The sequence below is a fragment of the Rhodococcus koreensis genome (assembly GCF_900105905.1).
GTDB classification, from domain to species: domain Bacteria; phylum Actinomycetota; class Actinomycetes; order Mycobacteriales; family Mycobacteriaceae; genus Rhodococcus_F; species Rhodococcus_F koreensis.
Window position 1 is genome coordinate 2,547,914 of sequence record NZ_FNSV01000005.1, and the last position, 25,784, is coordinate 2,573,697.

The 25,784-nt window shown below is 69.1% G+C and carries 20 protein-coding genes; 8 read left to right on the forward strand and 12 right to left on the reverse strand.

Translation table 11 applies throughout. The features are described from left to right. Positions 1–138: 138 nt before the first annotated feature. Together BLV94_RS16540 and BLV94_RS16545 are read left to right on the forward strand one after the other, a co-directional pair. The gene (locus tag BLV94_RS16540) at positions 139–711 is read left to right on the forward strand and encodes a DUF4126 domain-containing protein (RefSeq protein WP_072937317.1); all 573 of its coding nucleotides are present in this window, start codon (positions 139–141) and stop codon (positions 709–711) included. A 17-nt stretch (positions 712–728) separates the two neighbouring features. Then, entirely contained in the window at positions 729–1,694 is a 966-nt protein-coding gene (locus BLV94_RS16545) for an alpha/beta hydrolase family protein (protein WP_072937318.1), read from the forward strand. Here BLV94_RS16545 and BLV94_RS16550 read toward each other — a convergent pair whose 3' ends face one another. After that, on the reverse strand, positions 1,695–2,789 hold the full coding sequence (locus tag BLV94_RS16550; RefSeq protein ID WP_072937319.1) for an N-acetylmuramoyl-L-alanine amidase: 1,095 nt from the start codon (positions 2,787–2,789) through the stop codon (positions 1,695–1,697). Positions 2,790–3,335: 546 nt separating this feature from the next. Here BLV94_RS16550 and BLV94_RS16555 point away from each other — a divergent pair. Then, positions 3,336–3,569, forward strand: a complete 234-nt coding sequence (locus BLV94_RS16555) for a hypothetical protein (RefSeq protein ID WP_072937320.1) — start codon at positions 3,336–3,338, stop codon at positions 3,567–3,569. 55 nt (positions 3,570–3,624) lie between these two features. On the opposite strand, the gene purH is transcribed toward BLV94_RS16555, so the two are convergent. From purH to BLV94_RS16580, 5 genes are all read right to left on the reverse strand, one after another. Then, complete coding sequence (purH, locus tag BLV94_RS16560) at positions 3,625–5,181, reverse strand: bifunctional phosphoribosylaminoimidazolecarboxamide formyltransferase/IMP cyclohydrolase (protein ID WP_072937321.1); 1,557 nt, start codon at positions 5,179–5,181, stop codon at positions 3,625–3,627. After that, positions 5,174–5,854, reverse strand: coding sequence for a phosphoribosylglycinamide formyltransferase (purN, locus tag BLV94_RS16565; RefSeq protein ID WP_083395586.1), 681 nt, complete (start codon positions 5,852–5,854; stop codon positions 5,174–5,176). Before purN ends, purH begins: the two co-directional genes overlap by 8 nt. A 55-nt stretch (positions 5,855–5,909) precedes the next feature. Continuing rightward, positions 5,910–7,448 (reverse strand): cell division protein PerM, encoded by a 1,539-nt coding sequence (locus BLV94_RS16570; RefSeq protein ID WP_072937322.1) that lies wholly within the window; start codon positions 7,446–7,448, stop codon positions 5,910–5,912. A 111-nt stretch (positions 7,449–7,559) separates the two neighbouring features. Further along, positions 7,560–8,621, reverse strand: coding sequence for a DUF5336 domain-containing protein (locus BLV94_RS16575; protein WP_072937323.1), 1,062 nt, complete (start codon positions 8,619–8,621; stop codon positions 7,560–7,562). Positions 8,622–8,672: 51 nt separating this feature from the next. After that, positions 8,673–10,478 carry a zinc ribbon domain-containing protein gene (locus BLV94_RS16580; RefSeq protein WP_072937324.1) on the reverse strand — a complete coding sequence of 602 codons (1,806 nt, stop codon included), beginning with the start codon at positions 10,476–10,478 and terminating at the stop codon, positions 8,673–8,675. Between the two features lie 636 nt (positions 10,479–11,114). On the opposite strand from BLV94_RS16580, the gene BLV94_RS16585 reads away from it, so the two are divergent. Further along, entirely contained in the window at positions 11,115–11,741 is a 627-nt protein-coding gene (locus BLV94_RS16585; RefSeq protein ID WP_072937325.1) for an IMPACT family protein, read from the forward strand. A gap of 60 nt (positions 11,742–11,801) precedes the next feature. On the opposite strand, the gene sucD is transcribed toward BLV94_RS16585, so the two are convergent. From sucD to BLV94_RS16600, 3 genes are all read right to left on the reverse strand, one after another. Then, the gene (sucD, locus tag BLV94_RS16590) at positions 11,802–12,704 is read right to left on the reverse strand and encodes a succinate--CoA ligase subunit alpha (RefSeq protein ID WP_005238543.1); all 903 of its coding nucleotides are present in this window, start codon (positions 12,702–12,704) and stop codon (positions 11,802–11,804) included. A gap of 15 nt (positions 12,705–12,719) precedes the next feature. Next, the gene (gene sucC / locus BLV94_RS16595; RefSeq protein WP_072937326.1) at positions 12,720–13,889 is read right to left on the reverse strand and encodes an ADP-forming succinate--CoA ligase subunit beta; all 1,170 of its coding nucleotides are present in this window, start codon (positions 13,887–13,889) and stop codon (positions 12,720–12,722) included. Between the two features lie 169 nt (positions 13,890–14,058). After that, positions 14,059–16,008: a hypothetical protein gene (locus BLV94_RS16600; RefSeq protein ID WP_072937327.1), complete on the reverse strand. Its 1,950-nt coding sequence runs from the start codon at positions 16,006–16,008 to the stop codon at positions 14,059–14,061. A 231-nt stretch (positions 16,009–16,239) separates the two neighbouring features. Here BLV94_RS16600 and BLV94_RS16605 point away from each other — a divergent pair, with 231 nt between their 5' ends. Then, complete coding sequence (locus BLV94_RS16605) at positions 16,240–17,301, forward strand: M23 family metallopeptidase (protein ID WP_072937328.1); 1,062 nt, start codon at positions 16,240–16,242, stop codon at positions 17,299–17,301. 75 nt (positions 17,302–17,376) lie between these two features. On the opposite strand, the gene pcrA is transcribed toward BLV94_RS16605, so the two are convergent. Continuing rightward, positions 17,377–19,860, reverse strand: a complete 2,484-nt coding sequence (pcrA, locus tag BLV94_RS16610; protein ID WP_072937329.1) for a DNA helicase PcrA — start codon at positions 19,858–19,860, stop codon at positions 17,377–17,379. Positions 19,861–20,133: 273 nt separating this feature from the next. Between pcrA and BLV94_RS16615 the strand changes: the two genes are divergently transcribed. Further along, complete coding sequence (locus BLV94_RS16615; protein ID WP_005238528.1) at positions 20,134–20,430, forward strand: chorismate mutase; 297 nt, start codon at positions 20,134–20,136, stop codon at positions 20,428–20,430. Between the two features lie 30 nt (positions 20,431–20,460). On the opposite strand, the gene BLV94_RS16620 is transcribed toward BLV94_RS16615, so the two are convergent. Continuing rightward, positions 20,461–21,915: an NAD-dependent succinate-semialdehyde dehydrogenase gene (locus BLV94_RS16620; RefSeq protein ID WP_174705442.1), complete on the reverse strand. Its 1,455-nt coding sequence runs from the start codon at positions 21,913–21,915 to the stop codon at positions 20,461–20,463. Positions 21,916–21,984: 69 nt separating this feature from the next. On the opposite strand from BLV94_RS16620, the gene pgi reads away from it, so the two are divergent. Next, positions 21,985–23,637, forward strand: a complete 1,653-nt coding sequence (pgi, locus tag BLV94_RS16625; protein ID WP_072937331.1) for a glucose-6-phosphate isomerase — start codon at positions 21,985–21,987, stop codon at positions 23,635–23,637. 1 nt (position 23,638) lies between these two features. On the opposite strand, the gene BLV94_RS16630 is transcribed toward pgi, so the two are convergent. Beyond that, the gene (locus BLV94_RS16630; protein WP_072937332.1) at positions 23,639–24,418 is read right to left on the reverse strand and encodes an FAD:protein FMN transferase; all 780 of its coding nucleotides are present in this window, start codon (positions 24,416–24,418) and stop codon (positions 23,639–23,641) included. Between the two features lie 104 nt (positions 24,419–24,522). Between BLV94_RS16630 and BLV94_RS16635 the strand changes: the two genes are divergently transcribed. Further along, positions 24,523–25,782, forward strand: coding sequence for a hypothetical protein (locus tag BLV94_RS16635; protein ID WP_083395587.1), 1,260 nt, complete (start codon positions 24,523–24,525; stop codon positions 25,780–25,782). Positions 25,783–25,784 lie beyond the last annotated feature (2 nt).

Consider the following 25,784-nt stretch of genomic DNA (forward strand, 5'->3'; position numbering starts at 1 on the left):
CTGTTCTCGGACGTAATCCATTGGAACAACTGGTGATGCAGACGCTAATCGCCGAATGTGTGAGTTCTGTGATGCTTCTCTGAGATCTCGGCCGCGATGCCCTCCTGCAGTCGTCACCGGGCCCCTACACTGCCGTGCATGGAGACCTGGGTTCTGCCCGGACTGCTCGGCCTCGGCCTCGCCGCCGCGTCGGGACTGCGCACGTTCCTGCCGTTGTTGATGCTCAGCGCCGCAGTGCACGTCGAGGTGCTCGGGGTGACCCTGAACGAGTCGATGCGGTGGCTCGGTTCCACCGGGGCGCTGGTGGCGCTGTCGATCGCGACGGTCGTGGAACTGACCGCCGATCTCATCCCGTTCGTCGACAACGCGCTGTCGGTGATCGGCAACGTCACCGGTCCCCTTGCCGGGGTCGTCGCGACCTGGGCGGCCTTCGCCGACGTGGACCCGTCGACGGCCGCGATCGCCGGGATCGTCATCGGCGCACCCACCGCTCTGGCGTTCAGCACCGCGCAGACCGGCACCCGCGCGGTGAGCACGGCCTCCACCGGCGGATTGGCCAATCCGGTGGTGTCGGTGATCGAGGACGTGGTCTCGTTCGGCACGTCGCTGATCGCCCTGCTGCTTCCGCTTCTCGTCATCCCGCTGCTCGCGTTCCTGCTGTGGTTCGCGTGGCGGGGAGCGCAACGGGTGCGGCGACTGCGCGCGACGTGAACTGGTAGACAGTCCCCATGCCTGACACCGAGATCACCTTCGCCAGCGGTGCCGTCACCTACTACGGCAGCCTCCGCACGTCCGTCGACGCGAACGGGTCGGCGCCCGCCGCACTGCTGCTCGCCGGCAGCGGCCCGACCGACCGCAACGGCGACAGCGCCCTGCTCCCCGGTGACATCGGAACCCTCCGCCACCTCGCCGACGTGCTCGAACAGCACGGCTTCGCGAGCCTGCGCTACGACAAGATCGGCAGCGGCGAAACCGCCCTCGGCCCCTACGAGGTGGAAGAGGTCGGCGGTCTCGGCTTCACCACCTTCGTCGACGCCGCGTCGGCGGGCCTCGACTTCCTGGCCGCCCAACCCGGGGTCGACCCGTCGCAGCTGATCGTCATCGGACACAGCGACGGCGGTCTCGTCGCCCTCGCGCTCGCCACTGCGGAAAGCGAGTCGCGGGTACGCGCCGTCGGACTGCTCGAACCGCTCAGCGTCCGGCTCCTCGACCTGCTCACCACGCAGATCCACGGACAGCTCGACGCCGTCGTCGGCGCCGGACAGCTGCCGGTGGAGCTGGCCGACGAACTGCGGCTCGCGCTCGCGGACACCGTCGAATCGCTCCGCACATCGGGCACGATCCCCGACGACCTTCCGGAACCCCTGCAGAACGCCGGGCTGGTGCACGCCAACGCCAAGGCCCTCGCGGAGGAGGACGCCCTCGACCCCCGCGCGCTGGCCGGCAGGCTGCCCGCCGGTTTCCCGGTTCTCACGAGCTGCTCCGCCAAGGACATCCAGGTGCAACTCGCGGACGTCGACGGCCTGAACGACGCCCTCGCGCACACCGCGCTGACGCCGGTGCGGATGACGAACGCCAATCACGTCCTCAAGGACGTCGGCGACCGTCCGTCCACCGGACCGGATTACGTGGAACCGCTGCCCTACTCGGCGGAGTTCACCGAACCGTTCGGCAGGTGGATCGCGTCACTGTGATCAGTTGCCCCCACCGGCCCCGGTGATCACGGCCAGCAACGTGCTCGCCAGATCGGACACGAGCCCGAGGTTCTTGTCGTTGACGAGGTCCTGCAGCCCGTCCAGCCCCTGAACCTCGAGCAGCGGCGCGAGCATCTCCATCAGCTCGGACAGCTGCGCCGAGTCCGGCGCCGTCGACTTCGGTGCCGCCTTGGGTGTGGTCGCCTTCGGGGTCGTGGTGGTGGTCGACGACGCGCTGTCCTCGCTCGCATTCGGTGCCGTCGTCGCGTCCGGAGCGGCCGCCAGCTCCTGCGCAGGCGCGGCCTCCGACCCCGTCAGCAGGTAGGTGACGATGCCCGTCGTGATGGTGATGGCGTGCTTCAACTGGCCGTCGGAGCTCTCCAGCTGCGCGGAGTCCTCCTTGTTCGAACCGTTGCCCATCTCGACGAACACCAGCGGAACCTGGGTCAGTGCAGGACCCGCCACATCGGCGCGGGTTTGGAGGCCGTCGTTCACGCCGGCGTAGTTGGCGGGAACGAAGCCGTCGGACTTGTAGGCGTCGCGCATCATCTTCGACGCCTCGAGCCCGCCGCCGGACTGCGCGGCGTCCGCCTTCTCGTCGGGGATGGGCAGCGACGGGATGATCATGTGGAACCCGTGCTTGCTCGCGTCCTCGCCCTGCGCCGTGGAGTCCGCGTGAATGCTCACAGCCAAATCGGCGTTCGATTCGCTTGCCGCACGGGCTCTTTCGTCGATGCACCCGCCCCAGCCGGTGTCGTCCTGACGACTCAGGACGACCTTCGCGCCGAGGCTCTCGAGGCTGCTCTTCACCAGCTGGGTGACGTTCCAGTTGATGGTGTGCTCGGGCACCCCGCCCAGCGACGTCATGCCGCTCGTCTGGCAGTCCTTGGTGTTGCCCCGGCCGTCGTTCACCTGCTGCGCGAGGTCGTGGCCCTCGCTGGAACCCTGATGTCCGGGGTCGAGGAACACCGTCATCCCGGACAGTTCGGTGCCGGTCGCCGTCGCAGCGGGTTCCGCCGACACCTGAGCAGGGATGAGCACGGACGCACCCAGGACGCAGGCGCCGAGGCCGGCCTTGATTGCAAAACGGTTCATAACGGGGATGGGCGCACCGTCGCAGTCCGGGCGCCACTCTCCTTCCACAGGTGCCACTCGAGTCACATCAGCCCCGAGTGAATCAGCTGCACCGCGCGCTCGTGCTGCTCGAGTCCGGATCGAAAGCAACCTGTAACCAAAGTGGTGGGATTCGACGGACGCGCACCGATTCGCCGAATTCCCACGCAATTGCCCGCGCATCCGGCGAATCGATGAGCGGATGTGAACAGGACGGCAACTCTGGGCCAAGAGTGGCTGCTCAACCGCGCATTCCTGCGCGGTGGCCGGATAATGGAAGTGCAAACCCTCAACCGGTGCTGTACGGTCATCTACCAACCAGCAACGACACGCAGAAAGGTACGGCCATGATGCAGCTTCACGCGCTCTTCGCGTCCGTACCCGCATGGCGTCGATGCTCCGCCGACAAGCACATCACCAAGTTCGGCGCACCCCGAGAATGTTGAGACTCAACCAAGTCATTCTCGGGCACCCAGGGCAAACCCCTCGGGTGCCTTTTCTTTTACCTTTCACTTTCAGGAGCACCACATGAAACTTCGCATCAACCAACTGTCCACCTCTCCGCCGTATCTGGACCTGCCGGACGACCTCACCGGTTACGCCGTCACCCTCGACCTGTCGCACTGCGACGCCGCCCACGAGGCCGGACTGGGCGAACTGATCAGCGAGGTCCGCAGTCGCGGTGCCGCCCGCGTGGTCATCACCGGTTCGCCGCGTGAACTTGAGGGCACCGGCCGCGCGCACGGGGCCGCAGCCGCCTGACAACGCAGAACGGGCCCCGGCGCGATGCCGAGACCCGTTCGAGAGGTGCCGAACGCTAGTGCGCGAAGTGCCGCGCACCCGTCAGGTACATGGTGATACCGGCTTCCTTGGCCGCATCGATCACCTCGTTGTCGCGGACGGAACCACCCGGCTGCACGACTGCCTTGACGCCGGCGTTCGCGAGGACCTGCAGTCCGTCGGGGAACGGGAAGAACGCGTCCGACGCGCCCACCGACCCGACCACCCGGTCACCGGCCCGCTGCACCGCGAGGTGCGCGGAGTCGACGCGGTTGACCTGGCCCATGCCGACGCCGACCGACGCACCGTCGGAGGCGAGCAGGATGGCGTTGGACTTCACCGAACGGCACGCGCGCCACGCGAATTCGAGGTCCTTCAAGGTCTGCTTGTCGGCGGCGTCGCCGACGGCCAGGGTCCAGTTGGCGGGGTCGTCGCCTTCGGCGTCGAGTACGTCGCGCTCCTGGAGGAGTGCCCCACCGGACACGGGACGCAATTCGATTCCCGTCGCGGTGGGCGCCTTCGCGAGAAGGACGCGGACGTTCTTCTTGCGCTGCAGCACGCCGAGCGCGCCATCCGCGTAGGACGGGGCGATGATCACCTCGGTGAAGATGTCGGCGACCTGCTCGGCCATCTCGACGGTGATCTCGCGGTTCGCGGCGATGACTCCGCCGTATGCGCTGACCGGGTCGCAGGCGTGTGCCTTGCGGTGCGCCTCGGCGATGTCGGCTCCGACCGCGATGCCACACGGGTTCGCGTGCTTGATGATCGCGACGGCCGGCTCACTGAAGTCGAATGCCGCGCGCCACGCCGCGTCGCCGTCGGTGTAGTTGTTGTACGACATTTCCTTGCCGTGCAGCTGCTCGGCCTGGGCCAGACCGGCCGGGGCGGCGGAGTTCACGTAGAGGGCCGCGGCCTGGTGCGGGTTCTCGCCGTACCGCAGGACGGCCGAGCGGTCCCAGGTGGCGCCTGCCCACTCGGGGAACTGCGAGTCACCGCTGTCCACCAGCGTGGACGTCATCCAGCTCGCGACCGCGACGTCGTACGACGCGGTGTGCTGGAACGCCTGCGCGGCGAGGGCGGTGCGCTCGGGCAGCGTGAAACCGCCGTCGGCGATCGCGGTGAGCACGTCGTCGTAGCGGGCGGGATCCACCACGACGGCCACCGACGGGTGGTTCTTCGCGGCGGCGCGCACCATGGACGGGCCGCCGATGTCGATCTGCTCGACGCATTCGTCGGGGGTCGCACCCGAGGCGACGGTCTGGGTGAACGGGTACAGGTTCACGACCACCAGCTGGAACGCCTCGATGCCGAGCTCCTCGAGCTGCGCGAGGTGCTCGGGCTTCCGGGTGTCCGCGAGGACGCCGGCGTGCACCCGCGGGTGCAGGGTCTTGACCCGGCCCTCGAGGCACTCGGGGAAGCCCGTCAGCGCCTCCACGGGGGTGACCGGGATGCCGGCGTCGGCGATCTTCGCTGCGGTCGACCCTGTCGACACCAGCTCGACACCTGCCTTGTGCAGGCCCGTAGCCAGTTCGACCAGACCGGTCTTGTCGTAGACGCTGACGAGCGCTCGGCGTACTGCCTTGCGTTCACTCACTGGGGATCACGGCCTTTCGTCCATCGGAAACAACTCCACGGGTGGCGACAGCGGCGATGACGTCCGCCAACAACCGTCGCTCCACAGTCTTGATGCGCTCGTGCAGGGTCGACTCGTCGTCGCCGTCGAGCACCGGCACGGGCTCCTGCGCCAGGATCGGGCCGGTGTCGACCCCCGCGTCCACGAGGTGGACCGTCGATCCCGACACCTTGACGCCGTAGGCCAGCGCATCCGGGACCGCATGCGCGCCGGGGAACGCGGGCAGCAACGCGGGATGCGTGTTGATGATGCGACCGCCGAAGCGGTCCAGGAAGGCGGGGCCGAGGATCTTCATGAATCCCGCCGACACCACGAGCGACGGCTGGTGCGACGCGACGGCCTCGGTCAGCGCGACATCCCAGGCGGACCGGTCCGCGTGGTCGCGGAGCCCGACCCGGAAGTGGGTGATGCCCGCGGACTCGGCGTGCCGGATGGCGTCGCAGTCGCGGTCGACGCCGACGGCGACGATCTCGGCGGGATACCCGTCGGTGTGGGTCGCGTCGATCAACGATCTCAGGAGGGTTCCCGCACCGGAGGCGAGTACGACGATCCGCGCCGGCGCGGACGCGACCGGCGAAGTGGTCGTGGGCCCCAGGTGGTCACGCGAGGAAGTCAGCGCTCTACTCCTGAACAATCGAAAGGCCGGGTGAATCGAAAGGGGGCGGTCGCATCGTCGACCGAACAAGAGCCTAGTCGCTGGGGGTTGCGGGCCCTCGGGGCAGGTCGGCTTCCGGGGCCTCGCCCGCCTTTACCGGCCCCTCGGGTGCCGCCGTCGCCGCGTCTTCCTCGACCTCGGCGTCCACCACGACCTCGGCCTCGGCGTCGGTGTCCTGCGGCGCGACGGGGGCCGCGGGCGCTTCGGCGTCTTCGACGAGTTCGGCCTCGATAACCCGGCCGGGCGCGGCTGCCGGGACCTCCCGCTCCTCGGTGATCGGGGCGGCGATCGCGGGAACCTCCTCCGCGCCGGGAAGGTGCGGTTCCTCGTCCTCCGTGTCGGCCTCGTCGTCGGCGCCCCGGCTCCGGTGCCAGGCGACGACCACCGCCGTCACCGCGCCCGCGAGTCCGAGCCACGCGAACGTGAGCAGCCCGAACGCCCACCAGTTCAGCTCGACGGTTCCGAAGGCGCCGAGCCGTCCGCCGGACACGAGTCCGAGCACGGCCGTCACCACACCGACACCCGCGGCGGAGGTCAGCACGGTGAGCAGTGCCTCCTGCCCGGCGACGCGACGTCCGCAGTCGCGTCCGAGCATCACACCGATCAGCAGCGGAATCACCAGCAACGCCGGCCACGCGCCACCGGACACCCCGTCGGGAACCGCGCCGAGCAGCGGCAACGGTGGCAGCGAACCACCGACGTTGCCGAACACGCTGACCGAGACGTCCCCGATCTGCGCGGTCCCGCCCATGACGGCGGCCGCGGCACCCACCACCACGTTCGGCAGGTACAGCACGGACAGGATCGTCAGTCCGAGCGTTCCGACGACACCGTCCCCGCGTTCGAGCAGCGACCCGACCGTGGACCACTCCATCAGCAGCGAGATCGTGACCAGCACCGCGCCGGCACCGACGATCGCCGTCATCGCGCGCAGCCCCGGGCGCACCGCGTCCCGGACCCACGACGGAACCTCCGCACCGAGCGTCGGCCACATCGCGACCGTCACGCCGATCCCCGCCGCGAGCACATGCACCAACAGCACCCACCCGAACGCGGCGAGCGCGTTCGGGGAGGACAACGGGATGACCGCCGACGCGTCCGCGATGACCGCGAGGGCGATGGCTGTCACGGCCAGCGGTCCGGCCACCGCGGCGCCGATCACCTGCAGGGCGTGCCGCCGCGAGGACGCCGGATGCACCACCGCCGCGCACCCGCGGGCGACCGCCCACATCATCCCCGCCGTCGGGATCAGCGGGAGGACGCCGAGCGAGGTGCCGTCGATCGTCAACGGCACCTGGTGAATCGCCAGCCACGACGCCGCGATCGCACCGAACGTTCCCGTGAGGTCACTGTTCGCCGCCACCAGCGTGACGACGATGAGTGCGGACAGCAGGACGACCGTGACCCCCGCGGGCCGGAACGCGACCGACAGCAGCGCCCGCATCTCGTCCGCGTCGGGCACGGGACGCTGTCGCGGGGCGCGCCGCGCATCATCGCGGACGGCTCGCCTCTCGTCGTCGCGGACGGCTCGCCGTCGTGCACCCTGTGCGACACGCTGCGCACGATCAACCAAAGAACTCATCCCCTCGAGAGTGGCACTCCGACGCAGCGACAGCGGTCAGGCGCGCCGCACAGAAGTGGCCTCCGACCAGGTTCGGTCAGAGGCCACCTGCTGGATGGACCGCTACTTGTCGTCCCTGTCGGCGCGCGTGTCGAACGCCTGGGTGGGCGCGCTGTACCCCTCCGATTCAGGCTTCTCGGCCGACTCGGCCGGCTTCGCCTCGGTGGACGGCTGCTCGCCGTACTCGAGAGTGCGCTCCACGGGCGAGGACTCGGCCTGCGACCCGTACGCCGGCGCCGCGTGCTGCGCCGAACCGTAACTGGTCCCGGCCGGGTACTGCGAGCTGGGCGTTCCAGTGGGCTGCGACGGCGTCGACGGCTGCGAGTACCCCTGGTACTGCGGCTGCTGGTAGGCGGTGGTCGGGGCGTCGTACGACGCGGATCCCGCGCCCGCGCCGTAGCCCGGCTGCTGCGGCTGTCCGTAGCCCTGGGTGTATCCGGGCTGGCTCTGCGAGGGCTGGCCCTGCTGGCCGTAACCCTGCTGGCCGTAACCCTGCTGGCTCTGCTGCCCGTAGCCGGGCTGCGACTGGCTCTGCTGTCCGTAGCCCTGCGGCGCGCTCTGGCCGTAGCCCTGCGGCTGCTGTCCGTACGACTGCTGCGGGCCCTGCCCGTACCCCTGCGGGGCGCCCTGGCCGTACCCCTGCGGGGTCTGGCCGGGCTGACCGAAGCCCGCGGCTGCGGCCGGCTTGGGCGCCGGCTGCTTCAGGACGCCGATGTCGAACAGCACGGCTGCCACGGCCACGGCCGACTGGATGAATCCGAGAACGAGGATGAGGATTGCGCCCCAACCGGAATCCGCGTCGACGTTCAGGAAGACGAACAACGCAACGACCCAGCCCGCGACGGACGCCGCCGCGGCCGCACCCGCATAGGACTGCTTCGGGAGGAGGGACGCCGCCGCGAGCAGACCACCGAGGAACAGCAGTCCGAGTCCGTCCGTGTTCGCTTCGAACGAGTTCACGGACTCTCGCGCCAAGGTGGCGTACGGGGCGAACCCGAGCAGTAGGTTGAGGACACCGAGAACGGCGACACCGATCAGGAGGAAGAAGCCCAGGCCTTTCGATTCTCCCCCTGCAGTCGGTTGCGCGGGCGGACCGTAATTCGGCCCGCCGGGCGTGAACGTCATGACTTCTCCTAGTCGACAAGTGGTCTGCGTGCGCTCTTCCGACGCTAGCGTCTACGTAGATCTCATACTATCTGCCACTAGTGTGGCTGTTAGGTGAGAAGTACGTGTGTCACGGCTACCCGCATCACCGTGCGGTGGTGCGGGTTTGACCGTGTCCCACACCGACGCTTGTGGTGCAGGAACATGCTGTTTCGGAGTCACCCCCATCCGCGGTGTTGCGGTGGGCAGGCTGTGGCGGACCCGGCGATGCCGCGGCCGACGCGGTGTCGGACTGGTCTTGTCCCGGGACCTGCGGACCGGCGCGTGCTCGGCGACCCGGATCGCGGGCATCTGCCCCCGCCGCCGGGTCACCTTGTTTTTACCGAGCAGCGCGCGTTTGGCCAGGTTCACCCCGGCAATCTGGTCGCGGTTGCCGCCGACCCGGCAGCCCGGGCACCACGCGTCGTGGTAGCCGCCGGGGCGGGCGAGTGGTTCGTCGCACCCCGGACACTGTGCCGAGGATCCGCGGGCAGGCACCGTGACCACCGCGATGCCGACACCGGCGGCGGTGTGGGCGAGGGCGGCGGTCGCTTTACGGCGGGCCGACTGCGCGGCCCGGTTGTTGTTGACCCGGCCGTGCCCGCGGGGCTCGAGGGTGGTCAGGTCCTCGACCGCGATCATCTCCGCGCCCGCTGCCTCGGCGTAGTCGGTGACCTGGCGGGCGAAGTGGAATCCCAGCTCCCGGTTGATCTTGCCCCGTTTGACGCCCACCGCAGTCCGATGCTCGTTGAGGACGGCGATCTTCTCCTCCAACCGGACACGGACCTCGGAAGGGGCGGTGGCGGCCAGCCGCGTCAACCGGGCCGACTTGCGTTGCAGCAACTGACCCTCCGCCTGCAGGCGCGCCAGTTTCGTCCCGAGGCCGCGGTCATCGTAGGTGAAGCCCCGGTAGTCCGAAACCACACCGTCCGGGGTCTGCGTGGCGATCGCGGCGGCACCCAGCGTGGACGGAGACCAATCCACCCCGACCGCGACGGTGGCCGATCCCAGGTCACAGGCGGGGACGAGTTCGGTCGCGGCGCACCGCCACAACAAACCTTTCCGGTCGAGGGCCAGGGTCGGTAGATGCCAGCCGGTGACCGCCCGGCCGTTCAGGTGCCCGGGGATGGTGGCGGTCACCCGAACACTGCGCCACTGCGCCCGCCCCGCCGGGGCCGGGCAAGTCGGCAGCTTCACCGTCAACACCAGCTCGTCACCGGTGACAGCAAGCTGCGCGAGCTGCCGATCCGCAGCAGACAACCGGGCCATCGCGCTCGTCTGCGGTGGCCCCTGGACGTCGGTGATCCGCAACCGCGCCGACGGCGCCCCGTCGATGCGGCGAGAGCGTGCGACGAGCTGGCGCCGCACGCCCCGGGCGAAACCCAACGGCACCCAGTCCGCGACGGCGGAGGGTGGGGCTATCCGGCCGGTGGCCGGGTCGAACCGCTCAGACAGTGCCGTGATCGCGGTGTCCCGGTAGGCGAGGGTCCGCAGGGTCGCCATCACCTGCGCGGTCACCACCCTGCTCACCCGTGAGGGCACGTAGACCCCGTCCCGGTAGTGCGGATTCCAGCCGAGGCGGGCCGCGGCGACATGACCCTGCACGGGCAGCCTGCGATCCTGCCGGTCACGGCCGGCGGCGAGGACGTCGAACGTGACCGGCTGCCACAGCCGCGACATCAACTCGGCGCCGGCCGCCGTGACCAGGTCGAGCAACCACCTCGCTCGGGTGTTCACGTCGTCGAGACCGATCGGCTCACCGGTCGCGTCATCGACCGCCATGTAGGCGCGCGTGGTGAACGTGAACTGCCGCGGCGCAGTCGTTCCCGGCCCGATCACGCCAGCCCGCCAGGAACGAAACGCAGCCGAACGGACCACGGATCGTCCGGGTTCCGGAACGCGCCGCCATCACCTGGAAAGCTCATCGATAACACCTTTCCTCGCCGTGCGGCGCGATCGCCCCGGAGCCGGTGGCGATTCTGTGTCACCCGCAGCGCAGTGAACCGGCCGGACAACGGTGTCGGCAACGCCCTGACGTCATCCATCAACCCCCTCCACCAGCGTTGTTCACCCCATCTCTCGCGGGGCCTTGACTGTAACGCCGGCCTCCGACACGTACGGCCGAGTCCGCGCCAGCGGCAAACCGAGCCAATCGATCTCGCCACACCATCTGCGCCGCCGTGAACGACCACAAATCGCCTTGAGGCAGGTCCGCAGACGCCGATCCGAATCCTCGACGCCCCGCTATCCCGGACAGACATCAGTGCCACACGTAATGAGACCGTGTGCGCCGGGCGCCCTTGCGCACCCCGACGGCCGACCATCCACAAATTTCCGCAGCTTCACCAATTCGCGGTGAAAGACAGTGTCATAAACTGCTGGACTGTATCAGATATAGCGGCAACAACTGATAGCTACGATATATCCGTCGGTCGCGTGTGCGGGGCCGACAGCAGCGCAGGAGACAATGGTCCGGTGCCGTACACCCTCGCTCTCCGCGCCGCCGATCTCACTCTCGAGACGGAGGTGAAGCATTCACGCTTCATCGCGGCCCTGCGGCGCGTCGAGGACGCCGAGGCGGCGCAGGCTTTCGTCCAGGATCGTCGCAGCGCGTATCCCGATGCGCGACATCACTGTTCGGCGTTCATCGTCGGCAACGGGCCCAGCGACCGGGTCGAGCGCGCGAACGACGACGGCGAACCCGGTGGCACCGCGGGCATTCCGATGCTGCAGGTGCTCAAGGCCCGCGACCTCGTCGACGTCGCGGTGGTCGTGACCCGGTACTTCGGTGGAATCAAACTGGGGGCGGGCGGACTGGTGCGCGCCTACTCTGGCGCGGTGGCCGCCGCGGTCGATGCCGCACCGCTCGTGCGGAGGGAACGTCGCCACCTGCACACCCTCGCCGTCGGTCACGCCGAGGCGGGTCGGGTCGAGTCGGAGTTGCGGGGGCGGGGCGTCGTCGTGGTGGACACGGCGTACGCGGAGTCCGCGGTCCTCACCCTCGCGGCGAGGGACTCTGCGGAGCTGGCCGATCTGGTCGCTGCCGTCACGTCGGGGACGGGGACACTCGATCCGGCCGGGGAAATGTGGGTCGACGCCTGAACGACCCGTGCGCCTTTCTGGTAGCCGGAGCAACCAGAAAGGCGCACGGGCCCGGAGGGCCTAGGCCTGGACGGTCAGGCTCTGCAGGATCTCGCGAGCGAGTGCAGCGGTCTCGGACGGCGTCTTGCCGACCTTCACGCCGGCAGCCTCGAGGGCGTCCTTCTTGGCCTGCGCGGTGCCCGAGGAACCGGAGACGATGGCGCCTGCGTGGCCCATGGTCTTGCCCTCGGGGGCGGTGAAGCCCGCGACGTAGCCGACGACCGGCTTGGTGACGTTCGCCTTGATGTAGTCGGCGGCACGCTCCTCGGCGTCGCCACCGATCTCACCGATCATCACGATGACCTTGGTCTCGGGGTCCTTCTCGAACGCCTCGATGGCGTCGATGTGGGTGGTGCCGATGACCGGGTCGCCGCCGATGCCGATGGCGGTGGAGAAGCCGAAGTCACGCAGTTCGAACATCATCTGGTAGGTCAGCGTGCCCGACTTGGACACGAGGCCGATCGGGCCGGTGCCTGCGATGTTGGCCGGGGTGATGCCGACCAGCGACTCGCCGGGGGTGATGATGCCGGGGCAGTTGGGGCCGATGATGCGGGTCTTGTTGCCCTTGGAGACGTTGTACGCCCAGGCGTACGCCGAGTCCTGCACGGGGATGCCCTCGGTGATGACCACGAGCAGCGGGATCTCCGCGTCGATGGCCTCGACGATGGCGTCCTTGGCGAAGGCCGGGGGAACGAACGCGATGGAGACGTCCGCGCCGGTCTTCTCGATGGCCTCGGCGACGGTGCCGAAGACGGGCAGCTCGACGCCGCCGTCGTGGGTCACGGTGGTGCCGGCCTTGCGGGCGTTGACACCGCCGACGACCTGGGTGCCGGCCTTGAGCATCAGCGCGGTGTGCTTCGTGCCCTCGCCGCCGGTGATGCCCTGGACGATGACCTTGGAGTCCTTGGTCAGGAAGATAGCCATGTGATTTAAGTCCCTTTACTTTGCGGCGAAGGCCAGCTCGGCGGCCTTGTCGGCAGCCTCGTCCATGGTTCCGACGACCGTGACCAGCGGGTGGGCGGCCTCGGCGAGGATGCGACGACCCTCTTCGACGTTGTTGCCGTCCAGGCGGACGACCAGCGGCTTGTTGGCCTCGTCACCCAGCGTCTTCAGGGCGCCGACGATGCCGTTGGCGACCGCGTCACACGCGGTGATGCCACCGAAAACGTTCACGAACACGCTCTTGACCTGCGCGTCGTTCAGGATGACATCCAGGCCGTTCGCCATGACCTCTGCGGAGGCGCCGCCACCGATGTCGAGGAAGTTGGCGGGCTTCACGCCACCGTGCTTCTCACCTGCGTAGGCGACGACGTCCAGGGTCGACATGACCAGGCCGGCGCCGTTACCGATGATGCCGACCTCACCGTCGAGCTTGACGTAGTTGAGGTCGTTTTCCTTGGCCTTGAGCTCGAGCGGGTCGGTGGCGTCCCGGTCCTCGAACGCCTCGTGGCCGGGCTGACGGAACGCGGCGTTCTCGTCCAGCGTGACCTTGCCGTCGAGAGCGAGGATCTCGTCACCGGGCGTGCGGACGAGCGGGTTGACCTCGACGAGGAGAGCGTCTTCGTTGATGAAGACCTCCCACAGCTTCTGGATCGTCACGGCCGCTGCGTCGAGCACCTCGGCGGGCAGCTTTCCTGCCTCGGCGATGCTGCGCGCGAACGCGAGGTCGACGCCCTTGACGGCGTCCACGGGGATCTTCGCGAGTGCGTCGGGGTTCTCCTCGGCGGTGACCTCGATCTCGACGCCACCCTCGACCGAGCACATGGCCAGGTAGGTGCGGTTGGTGCGGTCGAGCAGGAAGGAGATGTAGTACTCCTCGGCGATGTCACTCGCCTCTGCGACCAGCAGCTTCTTGACGACATGACCCTTGATGTCGAGGCCCAGGATCGCCTCGGCGTTGGCCTGCGCTGCATCGACGTCGGCGGAGTACTTGACGCCACCCGCCTTGCCGCGGCCGCCGACCTTGACCTGCGCCTTGACCATCACGGGCTTGCCGATTTCTTCGGCAATCTCGCGTGCGCCGGCCACCGTGTCGGTAACACGCCCAGCCGAAGTCGGCACCTCGTGCTTGGCGAAGAGTTCCTTCGCCTGGTATTCGAAGAGATCCATCTGCTCACCGTCTCGTCTGCGTTGACACCCGCTCGAGGGGTAGGAGCGGGTCTGTTTTGGACTTTAACCAGTTGCCGGGCCCGGTCTGCGCCCGCGTGTCTGCTATGTGGTCCACATCACGCGATATCACGTACTGAGGCGGGCCTCACCGCTGCAAACGGGGCGGACCTCACCGATTTCTGCGGCGTGCAGTGAGGGCCGCGGCAGCCGCAATCAACACTATGCCCACCGTTGCCGGGACGACACCGGCCCCCATTTCGGGGTCGGTGACCCGGGCGACGGTCAGCGGCCACGACACGAGGTATACCCCCACGGCAACGGCCGAACCGAGCAACAACGCGACCGCCCTGTCGGGCCGGGCACGTGAGGCAACTATCACTGCGAGGGCGACCGCGACGCCGAGCAGCACCCGTCCCCACACGTCGAGGTTCCACGGGATCTCCGCGAACGACGCGGGCGCGTACTCGTCGCCGCGTGCGTCGGTCCCGTGGAAGAGCGGCAGTCCCAGTCCGACGAACGCGGCGACGGCACCGAGGCCGCCGACCGCGAGGACCGGGGTCGAGGTGGACGGCTCGTCGGACGTGTCGATCTCCTCGCGTTCCGCCGAGCCCGCGAACCACGTCAGCACCCCGGTGACACCCGCGGTGACGGCCGCACACCACAGCAGCACGGCACCGATTCCGGCGCCGATCCCCGGCACGTCGGTGGCGAGCACCACGGACTGCGACACGGCGGCGACGGAGTGCGGGATCGTCACCCACAGCACCCCGACCGCGGGCCGGACGGCGGACGCGAACTCCGACAGCAGCAGCCAGACGCAACTGACGACGAGGACCAGGGCCGCGACGAGCACGACCCGGGTGGCGTAGACGTCGGGGCGTGCCGTGTCGCCGGGGATGTCGAGGACGGGGAGCAGCGCCCCGGCGGCGGCCAGCAGGGCTGTGATGATTCCGGTGGCCCCGGCAGCGACGTGCCATCGCGCGATCCGTGCGCGGGCCGCGGCCGCCTCGGCTCGCAGCGCCGCCTTGGCGACGCCCTTCGCGGACGGGGTGACCGCCCCCGGCTTCGCCGGGCCGCCCTGCGCCGCCGCGGACGGCGAGGCGGCCAGTGTCTTCAGGATCCTGCCGTCGCGGGCCCGGTCGACCATCGGGATGCAGGCGCCGACGAGCACCAGGACGCCGGCGCCGACGGTCCCCCACACCGCGCCGGGACCGGGCTGGATCCGTTCGCCCGCGGCGAGCCCCGCGACCAGGCGCGTCCCGACCACGCCGAGCGCGGCCAGGCCTGCCCCGACGAGGGCGCCGGACGCCACGGGGGGCGAAATCGATGCCAGCGCCGAGGCGACGACGATCAGGACGGCCGCCGCCAGGATCCCGGCGCCCGCGGACGCGGCGAGGTCCGACTCGACGACGGTCGGGACGAGGATGACGGGATCCTCGGACACGAAGGCGGGAGCGAACAGCGCGCCGACCAGGACGACGGCGGCGGCCACCGCGACGGCGGACGGCAGGAACCCGATGCGGGCGCCCGTCGCCCGCCCGACCTGTTCGGCGCTGCGGGCGTCGCCGTATCCGTCCATCAACGAAGCCCGGTGGACCGCGACCATGCCGAGCAGGCCCGCGAAGGCGATCAACGCGTGCCCGGCGAGGGCGGCGTAGGCGCCGGACCCGGCGGCCAGCTCGGCCGCCGTCTCGGGCCGGAACAATTCGAGCCGATTGGCGTCGATGGCGTCCGACCACAGCTGTGTGTCGAGGACGCCGGCGCCGACGGACACCGCGCCTGCGCCGGCCAGCAATGCCCCCGCCACCGCGGTGCGCCGGGCGAGAACCGCGGGAAGGGCCAATGCCGGTGCCGCGACGGCGAAGACGGCGGCCCACACCGCGGCAGCGCCGACCGCGGACGGCGCTGCCGCCCCGTCGACCGTGCGGACAGCCTGCAGGACGGGCGCCGACGCCACCCCGAGTCCTCCGACGAGGCCCAGCACGACCGCGAGCAGGGTGCCCCGGCGCGCGCGGACGGGATCGGGCTCGTCGACGGCGGTCAAGCCGGTGCCGCCGGACGAAGGAATGCGTTCGGGCTCGGCCCTGCGCCCGTCCGGGGATCGAGTTGATGACGCCACAGGCCGACGCTAGCGCTTACCCACCGCCTCCCCCGGGTTGTGACACGCGTGCGCACGGGCGAGATTGAACCGAGACGAAAAGCGGGTTCGACGTTTCCCCAGCTCAGTTTGTGATGCCCGTCACATGTAGCCGTTCCTCCGCGTTACAGGTTGCGCGCATCGCAACCGTTTCGTTACCGTCGCCAAGGTCTAAGTCACAGGCAGGTCACGAGCAGGAGGACGGACGGGCGTATGCACCATCGCAGCCAGTTCACGGCCAGCCGTTTTGTGAGTCACCACGATGACGAGTTGCGGGGTCACAAGGACGAAGTCGCGCCCACGTATCCCCCACAGTCGGTCGAGCATCATCCCGAGACCGATAGTTCTGAGATTTCCAGCATGTTCTTCCGCAATTCGCAGTCCACACGCTCCACCTACGACAGCGTCGACACCGGCAACGGCGTCGAGACCGTCGACACCGAGTCCGAGATCCCCGGCTTCATCCCCCGCAGCGGTTCCGAGTCCTTCGAGGGCGCACCCCCCCACTCCCGCCGCGGAGCCCACCGCATCCCGACTCCCCCCTCAGCTCTCAAAGGCCGCGCCGCAGTCCTCGCAGTCGCAGCAGGCGCCGTAGTAGCCGCAGGCCAGGCCGCAGTCACCAGCGGATCGTCCAGCTCCTCCGATCACTCCGAGGTCGCCCTCGCCAGTGACGAGTCGAGCTCCATCGGAACCACCGCGGAACCGCAGGCCGCGCAGTACTCCACGGTCTCCGACACCGCCGCCGCCGATTCGAACGCCCCGCAGGTCCTCAACATCGCGAACCCGACCGACCTGTCGCAGTTCAGCAACCTGCTCGCCAAGGGACAGCGTTTCAGCGAAGAGCGCGCCGCCCGCGAAGCCGCTGCCCGACGCCCCCTGTTCGTCCTCCCCGCCGTGGGAACCTTCACCTCCAACTTCGGAAGCCGCTGGGGCACCCTGCACGCGGGCGTCGACATCGCCGCCCCCATCGGCACCCCCATCGTGGCCGTCGCCGACGGCGAGGTCATCGACTCGGGTCCGGCTTCCGGGTTCGGCATGTGGGTCCGCCTCAAGCACGCCGACGGCACCATCACCGTGTACGGCCACATCAACACCTCCACCGTCACCGTCGGCCAGAAAGTCATGGCGGGCGACCAGATCGCGACCGTCGGCAACCGTGGCTTCTCCACCGGCCCGCACCTGCACTTCGAGGTGCACCTCGCGGGCGAGAACAAGATCGATCCCCTGCCCTGGCTGGCCTCCCGCGGCATCAGCCTCGGCCCCGAGATGGACTGACCCTCTCCGCACCACCCGAACACATGACGACTGCGGCGCATGCATTGCATGCGCCGCAGTCGTGTTTCGTCGGCTCTACAGCTTGACCATCGGGACGCCACCGATCAGCATCAGCCGCACCTTGCCCGCGCTGCCGAAATCGATGGTGACCGTCGCGGTCGGCCCGGCCCCCTTGGTCTCGAGGACCGTGCCGAGGCCGTACTTGTCGTGACTGACCCGGTCGCCGACCGCGAGGACCAGGTTGTTGTTGCGGGAGCGTGCGGCGCCGAAGCTGGGGGTGCTCGCGGACCCGCCGCCGTAACCGGAACCGCCGCCGAACCCCTGCCCGTATCCCGATCCACGCGCGCGGCCACCACCGATCGCACCACCGGAACCCATACGGGGGCCCGGGTCTTCGCGGCGCCAGTGCACGAGATCCGACGGGATCTCCTGCAGGAACCGTGACTCCGGGTTCTGGATGGGCTGACCCCACGCCGACCGCATGACGGCACGCGTCAGGTACAGCCGCTGCCGGGCACGGGTGATGCCCACGTACGCGAGCCGCCGCTCCTCCGACAGTTCCGTGGGGTCGCCGAGCGCCCGCATGTGCGGGAACTGGCCGTCTTCCCACCCGGTGACGAAGACGACGGGGAATTCGAGCCCCTTCGCGGTGTGCAAAGTCATCAGCGTGACGACGCCCTCGTCGTTGTCGGGCAGCTGATCGGAGTCCGCGACCAGGGACACCCGTTCGAGGAAGGCGGCGAGGGAACCCGGGTCGGGTTCACCGTCCCTGGCGTCGACGTCGCCGTCCTCCGTCGGTTCCACCAGTCCGGCGGCGTTCCGCGCGTCGGAGCTGAACTCCCGCGCCACGCTGACGAGTTCGTTGAGGTTGTCGAGGCGCGCCCCGTCCTGGGGGTCGCTGCTCGCCGCGAGTTCGGCGCGGTAGCCCGTCCGCTCCAGGACAGCCTCGACGACGTCGCCGATGTCGCCGAGCTGGTCGGGGACGATGTCGTCGGCCGTGGTCTCGGGTGGCATCAGCACCCGCAGTCCGTCCATCAGATCGAGGAACGACGCGATGGCCTTCTGGGAACGGGTGTTGAGCAGCCGCACCCGGCCCTCCCCACCGTCCCGCAGCGCCTCGGCGAAACTGATGCCCCGCTGTTCGGAGTGGACGGCCACACACGCCTCCGCGCGGTCACCGATGCCGCGGCGCGGGGTGTTGAGGATCCGGCGCAGGCTGACGGTGTCGTCCTCGTTGGCGAGGACCCGGAGATACGCGACGATGTCGCGCACCTCCTTGCGCTCGTAGAACCGCACCCCGCCGACGACCTTGTACGGAACACCGAGCCGGATGAAGATCTCTTCGAGGGCGCGGGACGAGTTGTTGGTGCGGTAGAACACCGCGACGTCACCGAACTTCGCATCGCCCGAATCGACGAGCTTGTCGATCTCGGACGCCACGAACGACGCCTCGTCGTGCTCGTTGTCCGCGACGTACCCGGTGATGAGTTCGCCCTCGCCCGAATCGGTCCACAGCCGCTTCTCGCGCCGACCGGTGTTCTTCGAGATCACCGAGTTGGCCGCCGACAGGATGTTCTGGGTGGAGCGGTAGTTCTGCTCCAGCAGGATGGTGCGGGCGTCCGGGTAGTCGCGTTCGAACTCCTCGATGTTGCGGATCGTGGCGCCGCGGAAAGCGTAGATCGACTGATCCGCGTCGCCCACCACACACAGTTCGGCCGGGGTGACCCGGTGGTCCGCGTCCTCGCCGTCCGCGGTGCCGCCGACCAGTTCACGCACCAGCATGTACTGGGCGTGGTTCGTGTCCTGGTACTCGTCGACCAGCACGTGCCGGAACCGTCGTCGGTAGTACTCGGCCACCTGGGGGAACGCCTGCAGCATCGCGACCGTCTCGCCGATCAGGTCGTCGAAGTCCAGCGCGTTCGCCGAACGCAACCGCTGCTGGTAGTGCCCGTACACCTTGGCGATCAGCCGCGGCAGTTCCGCAGGCTCCTTGTCGGCGTCGGCACTCGCCTGCTCCGGGTCGATCAACTCGTTCTTGAGATTCGAGATGTGGGTGGCGAGCAACCGCGCCGAATAGCGCTTGGTGTCGATGTTCAGATCCTTGGCGATCATCGTCAGCAGTCGCCGCGAATCGTCCGCGTCGTAGATGGAGAAGTTCGAGTTGAGGCCGGGGAGCAGCGCCGCCTGGGCGCGCAGGATCCGCACGCAGCTGGAGTGGAACGTGGACACCCACATGCTGTTGGCCCTGGGGCCGACGAGGTGGGCGACGCGCTCCCGCATCTCCGCGGCGGCCTTGTTGGTGAACGTGATGGCCAGGATCTGACCGGGCATCACGCCACGCTCGGCCAGCAGATATGCGATGCGGCGGGTGAGCACAGCCGTCTTGCCCGAGCCTGCACCCGCGACGATCAACAGCGGAGAACCGGCGTGCACGACCGCTTCCCGTTGCGGTGGGTTGAGGCCCTGGAGGAGCGCGTCCGACCCTGCGCGCGCCGGTGCCGCGGCGTGCGGAGTCGACGTGGCGCTCAGGGGAGAAGCGGTGCCGGAGATAGTGTTCATCAACTATCAAACTTACCGGCGTGTACCGACAGCGTCACAGCGGCTTGGCCTGCGCGGTGCCGCCATGGCAAACTGGTACACATGTTCAGTCCGCCGTCGCGCCCCCTGTGGCGATTTTTTTACGGGTACCGGCCTCCGGTGCCCGTGAACTGAACAGCTCACGAGCCCCGAGGTCCGCACCGGATCCGGGGCTTTTTTCGTCAAATGAGCCTGGATCGGTAACGACTCGAGCCACAACAACGATCCAAGTTCTGACAAGAGGGAGACGAACCAATGAGCACTCAGACCGTCGCTTCAGCCGCAAAGGAAACCGCTGTTCCCACCAGCGAGGCCGAGATCGAGGTTCTCCGCCAGGAGATCGACAAGCTCGACGCCGAGATTCTCGCCGCGATCAAGCGCCGCGCCGAGGTCTCGCAGCTCATCGGGCGCACCCGGATGGCGTCCGGCGGTCCCCGCCTCGTCCACAGCCGTGAGATGAAGGTGCTCGAGCGGTTCAACGAGCTGGGCCAGGAAGGCCACACGCTTGCCATGCTGCTGCTGCGCCTCGGGCGCGGCCGCCTCGGTCACTGAGTTTCCCGAAGCGGCCCCCGACGGCGGTCGTCACGGTTCGAGTGCCACGTACTTGGTCTCCAGGTACTCTTCGATGCCTTCACTGCCCCCTTCGCGCCCGAAGCCTGACGCTTTGACGCCGCCGAAGGGGGCAGCGGTGTCCGAGATGACCCCGCGGTTGACGCCGACCATGCCCGATTCGATGGCGTCGGCCACCCGGAGCGCACGATCCAGATCGCGGGTGAAGATGTACGCGGCCAGGCCGAACTCCGTGTCGTTGGCCGCGGCGATCCCCTCCTCCTCGGTGTCGAACCCGGCGATCGCGGCCACCGGTCCGAACACCTCCTCCTTCAGGATCCGAGCCTGGGCGGGAATCTCGTCCAGCACCGTCGCCGGGTAGAAGTAGCCAGAGCCTTCCGGGGCGACGCCGCCGAGCCGCACCCGGGCGCCCGCGCCGACAGCGTCCTGCACCAGTTCCCCGACCTTCTCGAGCTGGTCCGCGTTGATCAGCGGGCCGAGTGTCGTGTCGGGATCGGTGCCGGGGCCGAGCTTGTACGAGGACAGCTTGTCGACGAGTTTCGCGGTGAATTCCTCCCGCACACTGTTCGCGACGTGGAAGCGATTGGCCGCGGTGCAGGCCTCGCCGCCGTTGCGCATCTTGGCGAGGAGGGCGCCCGCCACCGCCTTGTCGACGTCCGCGTCGTCGAAGACCACGAAGGGCGCGTTCCCGCCGAGTTCCATCGAGGTGCGCAGCAGCCCCTTCGCGGACTTCTCGACGAGCATCCGTCCGACCCCGGTCGAGCCCGTGAACGTGAGCTTCCGCAGTCGCGGGTCGTCGATCAGCGGACCGGTCACCTCGCCCGACTTCGACGTCGGCAGCACGGACAGCACGCCCTTCGGCAGCCCCGCGTCGGCCATGATCTCGGCGAGCAGCAGCATCGTCAGCGGCGTCTCGGAGGCGGGTTTGACGATCATCGTGCAGCCGGCGGCCAGGGCGGGTCCGATCTTGCGGGTGCCCATCGCGAGCGGGAAGTTCCACGGCGTGATCGCCAGACAGGGCCCGACGGGCTGCTTGGTCACCAGAATGCGCCCGTTCCCCGCGGGCGCCGGGGTGTAGCGACCGGCGATACGCACGGCTTCCTCGCTGAACCACCGGAAGAACTCGGCGCCGTACTTGACCTCGGCCGCGCTCTCCGGCAGCGCCTTGCCCATCTCGAGCGTCATCAGCAGCGCGAAGTCGTCGGCCCGGGCGGTGATCTTCTCGAACACCGCGCGCAGGAGTTCCCCACGCTGCCGTGCCGGGGTGGCCGCCCACTCCCGCTGCACCGCCACCGCGGCGTCGAGGGCCTTCATCCCGTCGCCCGGGCTGGCGTCCGCCACCTCGGTAAGGGCGTCGCCGGTAGCCGGGTCGAAAACGGTGAACGTGGCACCGTTCTCGGCGTCGCGCTTCTCGCCGCCGAGGAAGAGGGTCGTGGGAACGGTTCGCATGAGTTCGACAGCATCCATGACGTCCATCATGCGCCGCACCGAAGTTCGCACGGAAGTTTCGACGCGCGGGCATTAAGCTCAAATCTCGTGAGCTCAGACATCACCGGAACCGCTGCCTGGCAGAAATTGCGTGATCATCACGCTCAGATTCAGACCGTCCATCTTCGAGAGTTCTTCGAGAAGGACCCGGCACGCGGTCAGGAACTCACCGTCTCGGCCGGCGATCTGTACATCGACTACAGCAAGCACCGCATCGACCGCGACACGATCGGGTTGCTCCTCGAGTTGGCGCGCAGCGTCGACCTGGAGGCCCGCCGTGACGCGATGTTCGCGGGCGAGCACATCAACACGTCCGAGGACCGCGCCGTCCTCCACACCGCGCTGAGGCTGCCCGCCGACGCCACACTCGTCGTCGACGGCCAGGACGTCGTGGCCGACGTCCACGACGTCCTCGATCGCATGGGCGATTTCACCGATCGGGTGCGCTCCGGCGAGTGGCGCGGCGCGACGGGCGAGCGAATCAAGACCGTCGTCAACATCGGCATCGGCGGATCGGATCTGGGTCCGGTGATGGTGTACCGCGCGCTGCGGCACTACGCCGACGCCGGCATCAGTGTCCGGTTCATCTCCAACGTCGACCCCGCCGACCTGGTGCGCAGCCTGAACGGCCTCGACCCGGCCACCACCCTGTTCATCGTGGCGTCCAAGACGTTCTCGACCCTCGAGACGCTCACCAACGCCACGGCCGCCCGGCGGTGGCTGCTCGGTGGCCTGGGCCTCGGAAACGAAGCGGTCGCAAAGCATTTCGTCGCCGTGTCGACACACGCAGACCGGGTGGCGGAGTTCGGCATCGACACGGACAACATGTTCGGATTCTGGGATTGGGTCGGCGGCCGGTACTCGGTCGATTCCGCCATCGGACTGTCGGTGATGGCGGCGATCGGCAAGGAACGTTTCGCGGAGTTCCTCGCCGGATTCCACGCCGTGGACGAGCACTTCCGGACGGCGCCGCTCGAGGAGAACGCGCCGGTCCTGCTCGGCCTGATCGGACTCTGGTACTCGAACTTCTTCGGCGCCGAATCCCGTGCCGTGCTGCCGTATTCCAACGACCTCGTGCGGTTCCCGGCCTATCTGCAGCAGTTGACGATGGAATCGAACGGCAAGTCGGTGCGCGCCGACGGCTCCCCCGTCCCCGCGTCCACCGGTGAGATCTTCTGGGGCGAACCCGGAACCAACGGGCAGCACGCCTTCTACCAGCTCCTGCACCAGGGCACGCGGCTCGTGCCGTCCGATTTCATCGGTTTCGGCGAGCCTACCGACGACCTGCCGACCGCGGACGGCACCGGCAGCATGCACGACCTGCTGATGAGCAACTTCTTCGCCCAGACGAAGGTCTTGGCGTTCGGCAAGACGGCCGAGGAGATCGCGGCCGAGGGCACCCCCGACGATCTGGTGCCGCACAAGGTCATGCCGGGCAACCGGCCGTCGACGACGATCCTCGCGCCGAAGCTCACGCCGTCAGTGATCGGCCAGCTGATCGCCCTGTACGAGCACCAGGTGTTCGTCGAGGGTGTCGTGTGGGGCATCGACTCGTTCGACCAGTGGGGTGTCGAACTCGGCAAGACCCAGGCCGTCGAACTGCAGCCGGTGCTCACCGCCACGGAAGAACCGGCTGCGCAGAGTGATTCGTCGACGGACAGCCTGGTGCGCTGGTACCGCCGTCAGCGCGGACGGGCCTGATTCACCAGCTCTCGGTGGTGTAGACCCGGCCGGAGCGGTCCACCAGCCGGGCACGCAGCTCGTGCTGTTCGATCCACCGGATCGCGCCGATGCCGCGGGCGAGGGCGGCGACGCTGGCCGCGTACGCCCAGAGTGCGTCGTCGGCGATCACCGTCACCGTCTCCCATTCGGTGGTGGTGGGTGGTTCGGTGACCGGCGGCGCGACCGCCGTCGCCATCGCCGTCCCGTTCACCAGTTCGACCTCGCCGTCGCCGGGCACCGGGATCTGCCAGCCGCCGGCGGGACAGTGCCCGGCCGTCGCGATGACGTCGCCGATGCGGACGGCGGCCCCGCACTCGAGCTGGCGGGCGACCAGTTCCGCCGCCCGATCCACCGTGTCGGCCTTGGCGGTGTCGGTGATGTCGAACGAGGCGCCCCACGGCGCGAACACGACATCGTCGTCGATCTGGACGTCGAGGAAACTGGGTTCCGGATGCACGGTGGGGATCAGGTCCTCGTCGGGGGATTCGGTGGCGAGCGGGTTCACCACCCCGTCGGTCATCCGGGCAGCCCACAGCGCCGAACGCAGCAGTGCGGACATCCGCCTGCTGACCTTGACCGGCGCACCCTGGGACAGGTTGACGGCGTGGATCTCGGCGTCGCCGCGGTGGATGTCGCAGACCGATTCGGCCTCGTCGATGACGGCCGCGATCAGCGCTGCGGCCTCGGGAAGGGCGGCGCCTTCGGTGACGTCGACCTCCACGACGGAACCCCACACCTTCCATTTCTCGACGCTAACCATGGTGTTCTCCGTGTGCGGTCCGTACAGCGCTGCACTTCCAGTATGCGCCGGTTGTCCAGAGGCCGACCTCCGGCGACCGACGCGACCGGTCGTACACTTCGCTGGTGAGCGCCCGATTGAGCGTCGTCGACGAGATGTTCCTGCGCACCCATCGGGGGTGGGGAACGCCGATCGTGATGCAGGGACTGTGGCGCACCGACGGCCGGGTGGACACCGCGACGCTCGAGTCCCTGATCGCCGACCTCGCGCGGGGACCGCTGGGCAGGCGGGTGGTGCGCCCGCGGGTCCCCGGCGCGCGGCCCCGGTTCGAGCCGAGCGCGGACGCCTTTCCCGTCGAATACGCGGAGATCGACGCAGGGGCGGTGTTGGCGTGGGCGGACGAGCAGGCCTCGTTGCCGGTGGACCCCGAACGTGGTCCCGGCTGGCGGCTGGCCTGCGCGCGACCGGCCGGCGGGGGAACGGTGCTGTCACTGGTGTGTTCCCACGTGATCGCGGACGCGCGCGGACTGGCGGCCGCCATCGCGGCCGCCCTGCAGGGCGCGCCGCCGTCGGACGCGGTTGGTGCGGGAGGCGCTGTCGCGGACATGTGGGACGCCACCCGGCTCGCCCGCCGGGTGACCGAGGGGACGGCCCGCGCAGTCGCCGGTCTGGTGGTGAGCGGGTCCCGTCGCGCGGAACTGCGCCGTTTCCTGCACGTGAGTGGCAAAGCGTCGCCCGGCACACTTTGCCACTCACCTGTGGGGGCGGTGCTGGACGTGGACGCCGAGCGGTGGGACGCCGTCGCGGAGCAGGCGGGCGGCACCCCGAACAGCCTGTTCCTGACCGTGGTGGCCGAGTTGGCGCGGCGGGACGGCGAGACCCGGCCGCTGACGATCAGTGTGCCGATGGATTTGCGCGGCCAGGGCGACCCGACGGGGACCGCGAACTCCGTCGCCGTGGTCGAGGTGGACGTGACCCCGCAGGACACCGTCGCGGACGTGCGTGCGGCGAGCCGCGCCGCGTTCGCTGCGCCCGCGATGACCAGCCCGGCCGGTTTCCCGGAGGAGATGCTGCAACTGGTGCCCGACCGCGTGGCGCACGCCCTGACCGGCAATCCCGGCGAGCGGGACGTGCTGTGTTCCAACATCGGACCGCTGCCCGACGCGCTCGCCACGATCGACGGCCACCGGGCCACCGGCATCGCCACCCGCGCCGTGCATCCGGGTGTCGTGACCAGCCGCACCCGGCTGTCCGCCTACCTCAGCCGTTTCGGCGGCAGCTACACCCTCGCGCTCGAGTCGCTGGACAGCCCGGACCGCGCAGCGCTCCGCCAGCGGGCGGGCGAGGTCCTGGCTCGGCACGGGCTCACCGCGCGGGCCTGGTGAAG

What these genes read in the sequence shown, in the direction of transcription:
- BLV94_RS16540 (WP_072937317.1), top strand. Translation starts at nt 139, where the DNA reads ATGGAGACCTGGGTTCTGCCCGGACTGCTCGGCCTCGGCCTCGCCGCC.
- BLV94_RS16545 (WP_072937318.1), top strand. Translation starts at nt 729, where the DNA reads ATGCCTGACACCGAGATCACCTTCGCCAGCGGTGCCGTCACCTACTAC.
- BLV94_RS16550 (WP_072937319.1), bottom strand. Translation starts at nt 2,789, where the DNA reads ATGAACCGTTTTGCAATCAAGGCCGGCCTCGGCGCCTGCGTCCTGGGT.
- BLV94_RS16555 (WP_072937320.1), top strand. Translation starts at nt 3,336, where the DNA reads ATGAAACTTCGCATCAACCAACTGTCCACCTCTCCGCCGTATCTGGAC.
- BLV94_RS16575 (WP_072937323.1), bottom strand. Translation starts at nt 8,621, where the DNA reads ATGACGTTCACGCCCGGCGGGCCGAATTACGGTCCGCCCGCGCAACCG.
- sucD (WP_005238543.1), bottom strand. Translation starts at nt 12,704, where the DNA reads ATGGCTATCTTCCTGACCAAGGACTCCAAGGTCATCGTCCAGGGCATC.
- sucC (WP_072937326.1), bottom strand. Translation starts at nt 13,889, where the DNA reads ATGGATCTCTTCGAATACCAGGCGAAGGAACTCTTCGCCAAGCACGAG.
- BLV94_RS16605 (WP_072937328.1), top strand. Translation starts at nt 16,240, where the DNA reads ATGCACCATCGCAGCCAGTTCACGGCCAGCCGTTTTGTGAGTCACCAC.
- pcrA (WP_072937329.1), bottom strand. Translation starts at nt 19,860, where the DNA reads ATGAACACTATCTCCGGCACCGCTTCTCCCCTGAGCGCCACGTCGACT.
- BLV94_RS16615 (WP_005238528.1), top strand. Translation starts at nt 20,134, where the DNA reads ATGAGCACTCAGACCGTCGCTTCAGCCGCAAAGGAAACCGCTGTTCCC.
- BLV94_RS16620 (WP_174705442.1), bottom strand. Translation starts at nt 21,915, where the DNA reads ATGGATGCTGTCGAACTCATGCGAACCGTTCCCACGACCCTCTTCCTC.
- BLV94_RS16630 (WP_072937332.1), bottom strand. Translation starts at nt 24,418, where the DNA reads ATGGTTAGCGTCGAGAAATGGAAGGTGTGGGGTTCCGTCGTGGAGGTC.